This window comes from Ruminiclostridium cellobioparum DSM 1351 = ATCC 15832 (assembly GCF_000621505.1).
In the GTDB taxonomy this organism is placed as follows: Bacteria; Bacillota; Clostridia; order Acetivibrionales; family DSM-1351; genus Ruminiclostridium; species Ruminiclostridium cellobioparum.
The window spans coordinates 347,075-360,052 of sequence record NZ_JHYD01000001.1 but is presented as its reverse complement, the minus strand read 5'-3'; the positions used below and the strand labels follow the sequence as shown (position 1 = coordinate 360,052).

Genomic DNA, 12,978 nt, shown 5'->3' with positions numbered 1-12,978 from the left:
TCTATGAATTTACTAAAGTAACTAATCCAGCCTCCTCACTCCATCTTTTCCACCTTAAATAAACTATTTTAAATATATAACCCAAGAAGTCAAATTCAATTACTAGGTTCAGGATTATTGACATCACTCCAGAATCTTTCATCCAGCACAACTTTCCCTGCGGATATTTTTGGGGTAGAAGCCGCTTGGGAGGACGTCATGACAACCCGCTTTATTCGGGCATCCAACGCGCCTTGCAGGACATTCAGCGTGCCGCCCTCAGCAACATGCCGCAATTCTTCTGCTGACTCTGTACCGTGTCCCAAAGGAGAAGCAACGTGAATAATACCGTCTACACCGGAAAAACCATCTGCCCAGCCCTCTGTCGAAGTTAAATCAGCCTCAAACGCCGAAAGACGTGATAAGACTTCTTCATTCACAAAAGTGGATAGCTCTTTTTTTAAGTATTCGATTTTTGATAAGCTGCGCACGCTTGTTCGTACCATATAGCCGTGATTTAAAAATTCGGCAATGACAAATCCGGCAATATAGCCTGTGCCACCGGTGACTGCAATTGTTTTGTTCATTTTGTGTTTCCTTTCTGCCTGTTGTTTGCAGTGATAATTTCATTCAGTGAAACATCGGGGTTACGCCACCGTGCAATGCTCTTTTCATTTTTCATATGTATCGCATTTTGGGGGCATATGTGGACGCATCCAAGGCACCCCTCACATTGACTTTTGAATACTACTTGATCAGTGACGGCAATGTTTCCGGCAGGGCAGCTTTTAGCACAGATACCGCATTTGGTACAATCTTGACTTATCATGTAACGCTGCCCCTGTTTGCCGTTCATAAAAAGATTCTCACCGCTTCTTATCATTGCGGTAAGGGCTTTCCAGGCAGGTCCTGCCACTGCATCAAAAGTTCTGCAGTTTTGAATATCCGCAATAATCCGGGAAAGGTTCTCATCAATATGCTTTTCCGGCAGCTTGGCTATTTGGTCATTCATATCAAAGCCAGGCAGATAATTGTCTACCATCAACAGGCTTTCGGCATAATCGAAGTACTGTCCATATTTCTTCGCAAATTTTTGCACATCCACCATGGCCGCACCGGGCAAATTTCCATAGGTACCGATGGCAAAGGAATAGTCGGCCTCCCATGTGGCTCTTTCCAGGAATTTACGGACCATTTTGGGCATTCCGAAGCCATAAACAGGGAAAATCAGGCCAATGACATTATCCTTAAAATGAAGATCGGGTAAATCAATAACCTGTGGAATAGAAACAAGATTACCGCCGATTTTCTTAGCCACTGCAAGGCAGTTGCCGGTGGATGTAAAATAGAAGATTGTCATGATTATACGCTCCTTATTTAACGCTGTAACAGGTGTCACTGCCAAAGGTTTCGGTCACCGCTGTGCGAAACTCCTCGATGTGATGCACTAAATTGCACAAATGCTGAAATTCGGTTCCAAAGTTACCCGTGTAAAAATTCATAGTGCCCTCATGCCATACATCTACCAATCCTGCGTCCAACAAGATTTTCAAATGATGGGACACTGCCGGGCGGGAAAGGTGTGTCTTTGCTGTAATTTCGCCTACTCGCATTCCGTCGCATCCAGCACTCATTAGCGTAATGATAATGGACTGCCGGGTCTCATCCCCGATGGCGAGAAGCAGTCGACGACTTTCTTCAAAATCAGATTTGATGATATCTATCTGTTTATCAAAATCCATAGCGTACTCCTCTCGGTTAAATGGTCCAAATATTTGAACCATTTTTAGTATAGAACATTGTCCACCGCAGTACAACATTGGGAAAGAAAATCGAGACGAAAGAAAACATTAGAATAATCATCGTTCTTTTCTTTCATACATTTTCCTGATATTTGTATTTATATATGTATTAAGCCCTCCGCCGCTTCGTGCAAGAACTTTCATACGTTCTATATTATAGGAACCAGCACTTTTATAGGTATAGCGATATATTGTCCCGGTGGAAAACTGAACTCTTATATAATCATTCCCAGATTCATACGCAATGATGCCAGATTCGCCGTCACTACCCTTATAACGTTCCATATTATGCATCTCCCTCCTAAATAGTTTCCGATAGAGCTTCATCTGGTCGATAGCATTAACTCATTTTTAAGCCGCTAAAATTCTTTTATCAGGCAGATTATGAATTCATTGATGGTAGTAATGAATATTTCTATACCAATAATATTTATCTTTTTGTCACACATTATGCCTCTACTGATGCTATCCCATGTATTTAATTTTGCTTTTCATAGAAATTAAGTAAAAAGAAAATATTATATCAATTATAAATAAAGGGTTTGAGCATAAAATTAACACTCCATATTCTCTCAGGTTCGAATCCATCTATTATTTAAATCCCCGCCGGAAGGCCAGAGGGGCCTATGGGGAGACTGGTCCCACCCGTAAGTCGCTTCGCTTACGATGCCGGGCTCCTACGCTCACTACAAAACGACCGTTCAGGTCGTTTTGCTTCACGCTCGCGCCCTTCCAGGTTCGAATCCCCAATCAACTATATACAAAAAGCATCTACATAAATGTAGATGCTTTCCTAATTGGCGTGCCCATGGGGATTCGAACCCAAGACCTACGGCTTAGAAGGCCGTTGCTCTATCCAGCTGAGCTATGGGCACATATTAAATTTTGATTGGAGCGGGTGATGGGAATCGGACCCACGCAATCAGCTTGGAAGGCTGATGTTCTACCATTGAACTACACCCGCATTAACCCTGGTACATCAGCATTTGAGAGTGTTTATCGCCAGCCGACTCTTGATATTATACAGGGTACTTTTTAGTTTGTCAACACATAAAACTATATTTTTTACTAAATTTAAGTATTTCTCAACCCATTATTAAACGGCTCCAGAATCGCCTTTTTCAACGCATTTTTGGGCATGTTCAAGCCTTCCTCAGACCTTTGGATAACCTTAAACGTAATAAATATCCGCATTAACCTTTCCCCCGGCAACCTCCATAATCACATAGGATTCGGATTTGCTGCTCCTGGATTCACTCATGCTTCCCGGATTTATTACAAGCTTGTTATCAACATTGTCAATAACAGCCACATGTGTATGACCGAACAGGATAACCGAAGCATTCTCAGCTTTCGCCTTTGATAATATACGGTTATAATCCCACTTTACGCTGTATTTATGCCCGTGGGTCATAAATATGGTAACACCGTCAATTTCAATTGTCTTATCGGCACTGATGGTTCCTACTCCGATATCACAGTTGCCGTATACATACTCAAATTTTTTATCGGGATACAATTGGCTCAATTGTGATGCATCTCTGCAATAATCTCCTAGATGCAAGACCATCTCAACCTCGGGATGTCTGGCCAGAGCCTCCTTTGCATTGAATATGTAACCGTGAGTATCACTCATTACAAGCACTTTCATTATGTCCTTCCCCCATAGAGTCAAAATAACATTAAAATATCTTCAAATAAATTCTTAATCAACTCTTAATCAACTTTAAATAAATATAAATATATAAATAACAAAATATAATTTAACTGCGAATATTCTACAAATAATCCTTGATCTTATCTGCCATCTTTTCCAGAGCCTTGGCGCGGTGGCTTATTTTATTCTTAATATCCATACTTAGCTCAGCCATCGTTTTATCATATTCCCGGACATAAAAAAGCGGATCATATCCAAAACCATTGTCACCCTTGCACTTGAAATCCACAAAGCCCTCACAGTTATCTTTTACCACAAAAGACCTTCCGTCGGGAAAGGCCACAGCTATTGCACATACAAACCTGGCGGTCCTTTTCTCAAATGGTACCTCCTTGAGCATATGCAACAGCTTTTCATTTCTGTCCCCATCGGTAGCTTCCGGACCGCCAAACCTTGCGGAATAAATTCCTGGGGCGCCGTCCAGATAGTCAACCTCGATCCCTGAGTCATCAGCTATTACAATTGTTTTACATATGCTGCATATTTCCACAGCCTTCTTAAGAGAATTCTCTTCAAAGGTCTTTCCATCCTCTACGACATCTACCGTTATACCGATATCACCCATGGATAATACTTCAAAAGGCATTGTCTGCAATACTTTTTTAATTTCTGCAATCTTACCTTTATTTTTTGTTGCTACAACCAATTTCTCCATCATTTACTCCCCTGAAGTATCCGACTACTCATTTCTTTTTTCTATATCTCTTTCATTCTTCTATACCAACAGCAGCCATGGACATTCAATTCTGCCCAAGTACTTCCTTCTGAATCTGTATCAACTGCTCTATTCCTTTTTGTGCAATTATGAGCAGAATATCCAGCTGTTTTTTGCTGAAACTGCTTTTTTCTCCTGTTGCCTGAATTTCAATAAATTCACCTTTGTCTGACATGATGACATTCATATCAACCTCTGCCGCACTATCTTCCACATAGCACAAATCAAGCAGTTCCTGTTCATTTACCACGCCTACGCTGGTAGCAGCTACATAGCCGGTTACAGGCATTTTTGAAATCAAACCGTTTTCCTTCAGCTTCCGGCACGCATCCACCAAGGCCACATATCCTCCTGTAATGGAAGCAGTTCTGGTACCTCCGTCGGCTTGAATGACATCACAGTCTATGGTTATGGTCCTTTCACCTAAAAGTTTCAAATCTACTATGGTTCTTAATGAACGGCCAATCAGTCTTTGAATCTCCTGAGCTCTTCCATTAAGCTTCAGCTTTGAAATATCCCTGGGATTCCGTACGCCGGTTGCTCTTGGAAGCATTGAATATTCGGCGGTAACCCATCCTTCTCCCGAATCCTTTTTAAAAGGAGGTGTCCTCTCTTCAACCGATGCGGTACATATAACTTTTGTATCTCCTACTTCAATAAGTACCGAACCTTCTGCATGTTTTATATAATTTTTTGTAATTTTTACCGGTCTTAGCTCTGAATGTATTCTTCCGTCCTGCCTCAACATAATTCCTCCATTAAAATGCTGTATAAATAATATCTTAAAATTCTTCAAAAATCATCGGCCTATTTAGATAAATAAACAGTAAAAAAGTTATCTGTTTTGTATATTGTAACTAAAACATGTATCAATTATCCATCACAGCGTTAAAGGTGGCGGGAAGAGTTTTTGCAAATGCTATCTCCGATCCTTCGGGCAGGGTGGTTTCTTTTCCGTCTACAAGTATTTTTGCCTTAGCAATGCCCCTGAGCTGATTCAGGGTATAGTAAATCTGATTCAGCAGTCCGTTCTCTTTTTCATTTCCTCCATAATTGGTGAGCTGGGAGGAGAAATCAAGAACAGCCAAATTATCCTGCATATTGCATGAAAGCAGCTTGGTCCCTTCCGGTAAAGTCGTATAGTATTTTTCTCCATCGGGTTTTTTGGTGAGTTCTGCAAATATTACAGCCGGCATCTGGCTGTCATCCGTTTTTTGGACCAGTGTTGAAACAGGCACCATATAATTGTACTTCTCATTGCCCGTTGTCATATAATACAGGTCACACTTGACATAACCGGCTTGTACCTCTGTTTCCCCGGAATTTATAAAAGTGTTGTCCCTGTTTTTAATTCCCGATATATCAGTACCGTTGTTCAGTGTATTTATTGTTCTGCCGTCAACCCTTATACTCACATCGGAAATTGTCTTAAAGCAGGTAAGAGTATACACCACCGAAGTAATGCCAAGCTTTTCATCCTCTTTGGTGGCAAAATCCATAAATTCCTTTGAAAAATCTATAACTGCGCTTCCGTTCTTTATAGTCATGCCCTTTATTTTTGTCCCCTGGGGAAGTACGGGATAAAGTCCGTAATAATCCAGCTGCTCCCTGGTTACCGGTTCATTGACCAATCCGCTGACGGCAGCCTTTGCAAGACCTTCCTGTTTCAGGACATTTCTTGTGACAGGTATCAGCAGGCCATCCTTGTCCCGGTAGTACAAGGTCAACAGTATGCTGTTTTTATCGCCTGAATTGGATGCTACACCTTTACCCGTGCCATTATCAATCAAAACACCGCTGCCCAATAAATCCCCGGAATTTTCACTTGAGGCCGAACTGGATGCCGTAGGATTAGCTGCCGTCTCCTCATTACTGCTGTTTCCGGGAACGGAAGCTGCCGCTGCATTGGCCTGTATATCCTGGTTGCCGGCCGAATCGATTGCCACAGGTATAATTGGCTCATCATCACCTTTATCTTTCTGCCCTATAAAGGAGCAGCCGGTTGTTATAAGCATAACGATTAAAACCATACTCAAAATTCTTTTCATAAAAAATAGTCCTCCTTATTTTAGAAAAAATTTCCATAAAATAATTATAGACTATATTATGATTTTTTATTATTTCCCGAAAACTCTTTATTGCTGCACCTTTCAGCCGTTCAATAACGGTTTTGATTTATGTTGTCAATACTACTCTGCAGCTTGTTCGTCAGCAATGTCTTGAGCTGCTTCTGCATCGGGATCGGGCTCATTATTGCTTTCATTTTCCAATTTATCTTCGGTTTTTTTTTCACTTGCTATTATATCCAGAGCTTTAAGTATACTATCGTTTAACGCCTCAGCCGCTTTTTGCTGATACTCTGGATTGGTGAGATTTTTCACCTCGGCAGCATTGGTTAAAAAACCTATTTCGGCCAGTATAGCCGGCATTTTGGTATACTTCAGCACAACAAGTCCGGGCCTCTGCACAGTCTTTCTGTTTACAGACTTGAGCTTTTCAATCAAAGCGTCCTGTACCATCTTTGCAAATTTTTCACCTGTAAAAGCCGTATCTCCTTTTGCTTCAGGATAGTACAGAGTTTCGGTACCGCTGGTCTTTGCACTGTCTATGGCGTTGTTATGTATGCTTACAAATAAAGTTGCATTCAAGGCATTTGCTATGTAAGGCCTGTCGTATAATCCTACAAAAGTGTCATCCTGCCTTAACATAAATGTTTTGACATTGTTTTTCTTTAAAAGTGCTTCCAGTTTCAGAGCAATTGCCAGATTAAGGTCCTTCTCCAGTATCTTCCCATTATTGGCCCCCGGGTCCTCGCCACCGTGTCCGGCATCAATTACTACCAGGGCTTCCCCCTCTTTTGCAGGAGTCAGCAAATTAATTTCACTTTGCATGCGCTTGTCATTATAGGACGTGAGGTAAACAAACTCCTGTTTGGCATTAATGGTTATCTTTGTGTCCTGGGTTTCCTTATCCCTATATATTTCAACGGTACTTACCAGCGAGTCATCGATATTGTAGACTTCATCCTTTAAACTCAGGGAGGAGGCAGCATCGATTGTAATGGTGTATTTAAAGTTCTCAGCATCATATTCGTGCTTGTACCTCTCTGCAATATAACTCCTGTTGTTTTCCTCTTTAATATCTGCCAGCCTTATATTCTTCAGTGAAAAATATACCCTGTCATAACTGTTCTCATAGGAAAGATTTGTATTAATCGGTTTTTCTATTGTTATTTTGCAGCCATCCTGCAAATCGGCCACCGAGAAATTAGCCATTTCATTAAGGTTTATTATTACCCTGGTTGAATTATCTGAGATAGCCTCAACGCTTATGCCACTGATGTGAGCTGAAGCAGTCTCTATTGTTTTCTGATCTGATTTTATATTGTTAAATTCAACAGCTATACGGTCCGGATTTGTAAGACGGTAATATTTATACCCCTTATGATTGTCCATTCTTAATGTAACAATGGTCTTCTCCCCGGAATCGGCACTGATTATTTCCTTTACAGAACCGGTGTAATTGGTTGAAATCTTTATTACATTGGCTTTAGTATCTGTTGAAGCTACAAGACCTCTGACATTTTTCAGAAAATCAACAGGAACGATAAGCCTGTCGTTTATCTTCTTTGCAGGTGAAGTCATTTTTATGATCTTGCCGTTGATTTTTGCATTTGAACTGTTATTCTCGAACTGATATTTTTCACCTTTATATGTAATATCCATTATTTGAGTTTTACTGTTCCAGATTACAGTTCCTCCCAGGCTTTCGAATACAGACCTTAATGGAAACATTGTCACCTTGTTGAACACTATTCCGGGAAAATCAGTTTTTATTTCCTTGTCATTGATGGTTATCTTGTATGAGACTCCTGAATACTTGACTGACTTGTTGTCATAGTTCAGTGTTAATTGCTGTGCCGCAAAAACCACATTTTGCGATATGAGTATTATGCAGAATAAAATAATACCCGTAATAAATTTCTTCATTCCCGCTCTTTTTATCATTTGTCACCCCGTCAAACTTTTCTGTCAAATTTTATTAAAAATTCTGTTGCTACATCAATTATACTATTAGTTGACAGAGTGATATACATATTTCTGGAGTTTTAAAAGAATTGTAATTAAATTGTAAAAAAACTGCCAGTCTTAGCCATTTACCGACAATATGCATCCGCAATATTTTTGCCTGTACAGCCCCATTTCTTTTGCCATTTGCTGCCCCTGCCTGAAACCAGGTCTGAAATCGCGGTATGCAAAAGCAACTCGGTATTTTTCGGCATAAAACTCTCCAAGCTCTTTTATCAGCTCATGCTTTTGATAGGGACTGACAAGAAGAGTTGTTGTAAAGGCCTCAAAACCATTCTCCGAGGCATAGCGGGCAGCCTCTTCCATTCTCAGGCTGTAGCACCCGGTGCATCTGGCCGCACCTTTGTCCTCAAGGTTTTCCCATTCAGACTGTCTGAAGTCATCATTATATACAACAGGAATATTGGTAATGGAGCTCATTTTTTCAACGTTTTCTTTTCTTCTCTTATGTTCCTCAATGGGATGTATGTTTGGATTGTAAAAAAGGCCCTGAATTTCAAAGCCCTCTTTTAACAGCTCCTGTACAGGATAGGTTGAACAAGGTCCGCAGCATATGTGTAAAAGTAATTTCATATCCTTCTCCATAAAATATTTCTCCTCTTTATTTCAAATAACTACAGCGCTGTTGTCCCAGGGGAATTTAACCGCCGGCAATATATGAATTATGCATTTAAGTGTCACAGCTGCTAATCCTCAAATTCCAGTCCGAAATGACTGTAAGCATTCTTTGTGGCCATTCTTCCCCTTGGAGTCTTGTTTATAAAACCCAGCTGTATTAAATAAGGCTCGTAGACATCCTCAATAGTACCGGGGTCTTCACCGATGGAAGCTGCCAATGTATCCAGTCCTACAGGCCCGCCGCTGAATTTGTTTATAATGCTCAGCAGCATGTTCCTGTCCACCCCGTCAAGTCCTATCTCATCCACCTCAAGGGCATCCAGGGCATGTTTTGCCACCTTCAGATCTATAACGCCTCCGCCCATGACCTGTGCAAAGTCACGGACCCTTTTCAGAAGCCTGTTTGCAATTCTCGGCGTGCCGCGGGACCTTCTGGCAATTTCATAAGCGCCGTCCTCCTTCAGCTCTATGTTCAGAATTCCGGCCGACCGCTTTACTATCTGCTTTAATTCGTCAGCCGTATACATTTCAAGTTTATTGATTACACCAAACCTGTCGCGCAGGGGAGCAGTCAGCAGCCCTGCCCTGGTGGTTGCACCGATGAGAGTGAACTTGGGAAGATCAAGTCTAATGGAACGGGCACTTGGTCCTTTTCCTATAATTATATCCAAAGCGTAGTCCTCCATTGCAGGATACAATATCTCTTCCACACTCCTGTTCAGACGGTGGATTTCATCAATAAACAGAACATCATGGGTGCCGAGATTCGTCAGTATGGCTGCAAGGTCACCTGCTTTCTCAATGGCCGGACCCGAAGTAATTCTGAGATTGACCCCCATCTCGGCCGAGATAATGCCGGCTAGGGTGGTTTTCCCCAGACCTGGAGGGCCATACAGCAAAACGTGGTCCAGTGCTTCCTTTCTTTGTTTTGCTGCTTCAATAAACACGTTCAGATTATTTTTGGCCTTGGACTGGCCTATATATTCATCCAGTTTTTTGGGGCGTAAACTGACTTCATCAAAATCATCAACCCGCGATTCCCTGTCAATTAATCTTTCCTCGGACATATTAACTATCATTCCTTTCGCTGTGCTCAAGGCACAAAAAGTGATGAAAAACTATATCCCTTATCGCAATGTGGCGAATAAAGGAGGTTAATTGGCCATGTGCGCTTTCAAAGTATTTGATAAATACTTTGGTATTGCTAAAATACTTTGAATATTTCGCACGGCCATAAATTCACAGGTTAGTTTGGAAGACGAACGCAAGTGAAGTCTTTCAAGCTAACCTCCATGAGCCGACATAGCGGCCGCAAATTGTAATGAAATAACTTCTCTCTATTTACCTTCAGACTATTTGGACAATGACTTTAAAGCCTTCATTATCAATTCCTCTACGCCCATTCCTTCCTGATATGCCTTGCTGACGGCCCCCGAAGCCTCAAAGGAGCTGTAGCCCAAAACCATAAGGCCACTGACTGCTTCGGCTGCCGGCGTCGGACTGCCGTTCTCAAAAGCTGGAATGTCCTCGGACATGCTGCCCGCAGTGAGCTGCTCCTTGGATATCTTGTCCTTCAGCTCAAGAATAATACGCTGAGCCATTTTAGGACCGATGCCCGGGGCTTTGGACAGAGTTTTGGTATCCTGCGAAACAACCGCCAGAGCAAACCTTGATGGCGAAAGCGTTGAAATCATGGATATTGCTGCCTTGGGGCCAACTCCCGAAACAGATATGAGCATGTCGAACAACCCCAGTTCCTCCATTGTATGAAAGCCATACAGGGCGGCAATATCCTCCCTGACATAATAATGTGTGTATATTTTAACCTGGGAGCCAAGCTGTCCGACACCATTTATTGTCGAAAGAGCTGTAAAAATCCTGTAGCCGATGCCGCCGGCTTCCACTATGATGCTGTCATTGCTTTTTGCTTCAAGAGTTCCTTTTATGTATGCAAACATTTTAACCTCCGTTATGTACGTTTCTTTTAGTAGGCCTTGTTCCCAAGTATCGCACCCATTCTGTGCGAGTTGCCGTGACATATGGCCACTGCCAGTGCGTCAGCCACATCGTCGGGTTTGGGAATAGCCGGCAAATTCAATATGGCCTTTACCATCTGCTGTATCTGAGCCTTTTCAGCCCTTCCGTAGCCAACCACCGACTGCTTGACCTGCAGCGGAGTATATTCAAATATATCCACTCCTGACTTTGCGGCTGCCAGCACTGCCACACCCCTGCCATGTCCCACTGTAAGCGCTGTCTTTATATTTTTATTAAAAAATAATTCTTCTATCGAAATTGCATCCGGACTGTACTTTTCAATCAGTTCCTCAAGCCTGTTGTTAAGCACCAGAAGTCTCTGGGACAGCTTCATTGAGGCCTCGGTAGTAACAGCACCGTAATCCAAAACCGAAAATTTGTTCCCTTCATATTTTACAACACCAAAGCCTGTAATTGCAAACCCGGGGTCAATGCCCATAATAATCATGTTACCCTCCACGTCCTCAATATCAAATTTTATTATGCATAATTATATAACATATTGCATATTTATGCATAATGTTATATAATACATCTATCGAGCTGCTACCCCCGGCGGAGAAATACTATCTCAGCAGGGGGCATTCATAATATATTTTAGCATAATTTTCAAAGCTTGTTTTTTTTATTTCCATATTAGAGTTTTGTACGCTTTTTATTTTATTTTGTATTGCTGCATGGCAGCGGAAAGGATGGGGTTAATGAGTACTCAAAAGGAAAAAGTTTTACTGGCATACTCCGGTGGACTTGATACTTCAATAATAATTCCGTGGCTGAAAGAAAACTATGGATATGAAGTTATAGCAATGGCAGGAGATGTGGGACAGGGAGAAGAGCTGGAGCCGTTACATGAAAAAGCTATAAAAACCGGAGCCTCCAAGCTTTACATAGAGAATTTACAGGAAGAATTCATAACTGACTTTATTTACCCGACATTAAAGGCAAACGCCGTTTATGAGGGAAAATATCTGCTCGGTACTTCCTTTGCAAGGCCCATCATTGCCAAAAGAATGGTTGAAATAGCCTTAAAGGAAGGCTGTACCGCCATCTGTCACGGTGCTACCGGCAAGGGCAACGACCAGGTGCGATTTGAACTGACTGTCAAAGCCCTGGCTCCCCACCTTAAAATAATAGCCCCCTGGAGAATCTGGGATATCAAATCGAGAGAAGACGCAATAGACTATGCCGAAGCAAGAAATATTCCCATTCCTGTTACCAAAAAGGATAACTACAGCATGGACAGGAACCTGTGGCACCTGAGCCATGAAGGCTCCGATCTTGAGGATCCCTGGAATGAACCGCAGTATGACAAGCTGCTCAAGCTTATGGTTTCTCCTGAAAAAGCTCCCGATGCTCCCACATATGTTGAAATTTACTTTGAAAAGGGCATTCCTAAAAAAGTTAACGGTGTGGAATACAGCCCCGTACAATTGATGGATGTTCTTAACAAGGTCGCCGGTGCCAACGGCGTAGGAATAATGGACATGGTGGAGAACAGGCTTGTTGGAATGAAATCCAGAGGAGTGTATGAAACTCCCGGCGGAACCGTTCTCTATGCTGCCCACAGGGAATTGGAACTGCTCTGTCTTGACAGGGATACCCTGCATTATAAGGATATAGTTGCTCAAAGATTTGCCGAGCTGGTTTACTTCGGACAGTGGTACACTCCTCTCCGCGAATCCCTGTCGGCTTTCGTAGACAAGACACAGGAAACTGTGACCGGTACTGTAAGAATGAAGCTCTATAAAGGAAACTGCATGCCTGCAGGTGCCAAATCGGAGTATTCCCTGTACAATGAAGCAATAGCTACTTTCAGCAAGGACGAAGTTTACAACCAGAAGGATGCCGAAGGCTTTATCAATTTGTTTGGCCTTCCTATCAAGGTCAGGGCTCAAATGCTTCAAAACAAGGAAAATAAATAATTGCCCGGCAATTAATAATACTTTCTCATTTAAGGGGACAATCCGGAGCGGACTGTCCCCTTATCAGATAATACATTGATCGATCATATATATTAATTAT

General features: G+C 42.0%; 14 protein-coding genes and 2 tRNA genes. 1 reads left to right on the top strand and 15 read right to left on the bottom strand.

Annotation, left to right across the window (positions count from 1 at the left end):
- Nucleotides 1–95 precede the first annotated feature (95 nt).
- The 15 genes from T344_RS27355 to ruvC form a co-directional block, all read right to left on the bottom strand.
- Nucleotides 96–566: an NAD-dependent epimerase/dehydratase family protein gene (locus T344_RS27355; RefSeq protein WP_242842008.1), complete on the bottom strand. Its 471-nt coding sequence runs from the start codon at nt 564–566 to the stop codon at nt 96–98.
- A complete protein-coding gene (locus T344_RS0101700) occupies nt 563–1,339 on the bottom strand; it encodes an EFR1 family ferrodoxin (RefSeq protein ID WP_027627285.1) in 777 nt (258 codons plus the stop codon). The genes T344_RS27355 and T344_RS0101700 overlap by 4 nt, the downstream gene beginning before the upstream one ends.
- A 13-nt stretch (nt 1,340–1,352) precedes the next feature.
- The gene (locus T344_RS0101695; protein WP_027627284.1) at nt 1,353–1,721 is read right to left on the bottom strand and encodes an ArsR/SmtB family transcription factor; all 369 of its coding nucleotides are present in this window, start codon (nt 1,719–1,721) and stop codon (nt 1,353–1,355) included.
- 117 nt (nt 1,722–1,838) lie between these two features.
- Nucleotides 1,839–2,066, bottom strand: coding sequence for a hypothetical protein (locus T344_RS0101690; protein WP_027627283.1), 228 nt, complete (start codon nt 2,064–2,066; stop codon nt 1,839–1,841).
- 513 nt (nt 2,067–2,579) lie between these two features.
- Nucleotides 2,580–2,656, bottom strand: a tRNA-Arg gene (locus T344_RS0101680).
- Between the two features lie 15 nt (nt 2,657–2,671).
- Nucleotides 2,672–2,745, bottom strand: a tRNA-Gly gene (locus tag T344_RS0101675).
- A 207-nt stretch (nt 2,746–2,952) separates the two neighbouring features.
- A complete protein-coding gene (locus T344_RS0101665; RefSeq protein ID WP_027627282.1) occupies nt 2,953–3,432 on the bottom strand; it encodes a YfcE family phosphodiesterase in 480 nt (159 codons plus the stop codon).
- 127 nt (nt 3,433–3,559) lie between these two features.
- On the bottom strand, nt 3,560–4,153 hold the full coding sequence (locus T344_RS0101660; protein WP_027627281.1) for an XTP/dITP diphosphatase: 594 nt from the start codon (nt 4,151–4,153) through the stop codon (nt 3,560–3,562).
- 85 nt (nt 4,154–4,238) lie between these two features.
- Complete coding sequence (gene rph / locus T344_RS0101655) at nt 4,239–4,961, bottom strand: ribonuclease PH (protein WP_027627280.1); 723 nt, start codon at nt 4,959–4,961, stop codon at nt 4,239–4,241.
- Nucleotides 4,962–5,082: 121 nt separating this feature from the next.
- Nucleotides 5,083–6,261, bottom strand: coding sequence for a GerMN domain-containing protein (locus tag T344_RS0101650; RefSeq protein ID WP_027627279.1), 1,179 nt, complete (start codon nt 6,259–6,261; stop codon nt 5,083–5,085).
- A gap of 141 nt (nt 6,262–6,402) precedes the next feature.
- The gene (locus tag T344_RS0101645; protein ID WP_027627278.1) at nt 6,403–8,220 is read right to left on the bottom strand and encodes an N-acetylmuramoyl-L-alanine amidase; all 1,818 of its coding nucleotides are present in this window, start codon (nt 8,218–8,220) and stop codon (nt 6,403–6,405) included.
- 141 nt (nt 8,221–8,361) lie between these two features.
- Complete coding sequence (locus T344_RS0101640) at nt 8,362–8,874, bottom strand: epoxyqueuosine reductase QueH (RefSeq protein ID WP_027627277.1); 513 nt, start codon at nt 8,872–8,874, stop codon at nt 8,362–8,364.
- Between the two features lie 113 nt (nt 8,875–8,987).
- Nucleotides 8,988–9,986, bottom strand: a complete 999-nt coding sequence (ruvB, locus tag T344_RS0101635; RefSeq protein ID WP_034860488.1) for a Holliday junction branch migration DNA helicase RuvB — start codon at nt 9,984–9,986, stop codon at nt 8,988–8,990.
- A 285-nt stretch (nt 9,987–10,271) separates the two neighbouring features.
- Complete coding sequence (gene ruvA, locus T344_RS0101630; RefSeq protein ID WP_027627275.1) at nt 10,272–10,877, bottom strand: Holliday junction branch migration protein RuvA; 606 nt, start codon at nt 10,875–10,877, stop codon at nt 10,272–10,274.
- 26 nt (nt 10,878–10,903) lie between these two features.
- Nucleotides 10,904–11,404, bottom strand: coding sequence for a crossover junction endodeoxyribonuclease RuvC (gene ruvC / locus T344_RS0101625; protein WP_004629657.1), 501 nt, complete (start codon nt 11,402–11,404; stop codon nt 10,904–10,906).
- A 253-nt stretch (nt 11,405–11,657) separates the two neighbouring features.
- On the opposite strand from ruvC, the gene T344_RS0101620 reads away from it, so the two are divergent.
- Nucleotides 11,658–12,878, top strand: coding sequence for an argininosuccinate synthase (locus T344_RS0101620; RefSeq protein ID WP_027627274.1), 1,221 nt, complete (start codon nt 11,658–11,660; stop codon nt 12,876–12,878).
- Nucleotides 12,879–12,978: the final 100 nt, after the last annotated feature.

Excerpts from the sequence above, each read along its gene's own strand:
- T344_RS0101620 (WP_027627274.1), top strand. The coding sequence starts at position 11,658 with ATGAGTACTCAAAAGGAAAAAGTTTTACTGGCATACTCCGGTGGACTT.
- T344_RS0101690 (WP_027627283.1), bottom strand. The coding sequence starts at position 2,066 with ATGGAACGTTATAAGGGTAGTGACGGCGAATCTGGCATCATTGCGTAT.
- ruvC (WP_004629657.1), bottom strand. The coding sequence starts at position 11,404 with ATGATTATTATGGGCATTGACCCCGGGTTTGCAATTACAGGCTTTGGT.
- T344_RS0101650 (WP_027627279.1), bottom strand. The coding sequence starts at position 6,261 with ATGAAAAGAATTTTGAGTATGGTTTTAATCGTTATGCTTATAACAACC.
- T344_RS27355 (WP_242842008.1), bottom strand. The coding sequence starts at position 566 with ATGAACAAAACAATTGCAGTCACCGGTGGCACAGGCTATATTGCCGGA.
- T344_RS0101645 (WP_027627278.1), bottom strand. The coding sequence starts at position 8,220 with ATGATAAAAAGAGCGGGAATGAAGAAATTTATTACGGGTATTATTTTA.
- T344_RS0101665 (WP_027627282.1), bottom strand. The coding sequence starts at position 3,432 with ATGAAAGTGCTTGTAATGAGTGATACTCACGGTTACATATTCAATGCA.
- rph (WP_027627280.1), bottom strand. The coding sequence starts at position 4,961 with ATGTTGAGGCAGGACGGAAGAATACATTCAGAGCTAAGACCGGTAAAA.
- T344_RS0101695 (WP_027627284.1), bottom strand. The coding sequence starts at position 1,721 with ATGGATTTTGATAAACAGATAGATATCATCAAATCTGATTTTGAAGAA.
- T344_RS0101660 (WP_027627281.1), bottom strand. The coding sequence starts at position 4,153 with ATGGAGAAATTGGTTGTAGCAACAAAAAATAAAGGTAAGATTGCAGAA.
- T344_RS0101700 (WP_027627285.1), bottom strand. The coding sequence starts at position 1,339 with ATGACAATCTTCTATTTTACATCCACCGGCAACTGCCTTGCAGTGGCT.
- ruvA (WP_027627275.1), bottom strand. The coding sequence starts at position 10,877 with ATGTTTGCATACATAAAAGGAACTCTTGAAGCAAAAAGCAATGACAGC.
- ruvB (WP_034860488.1), bottom strand. The coding sequence starts at position 9,986 with ATGTCCGAGGAAAGATTAATTGACAGGGAATCGCGGGTTGATGATTTT.
- T344_RS0101640 (WP_027627277.1), bottom strand. The coding sequence starts at position 8,874 with ATGAAATTACTTTTACACATATGCTGCGGACCTTGTTCAACCTATCCT.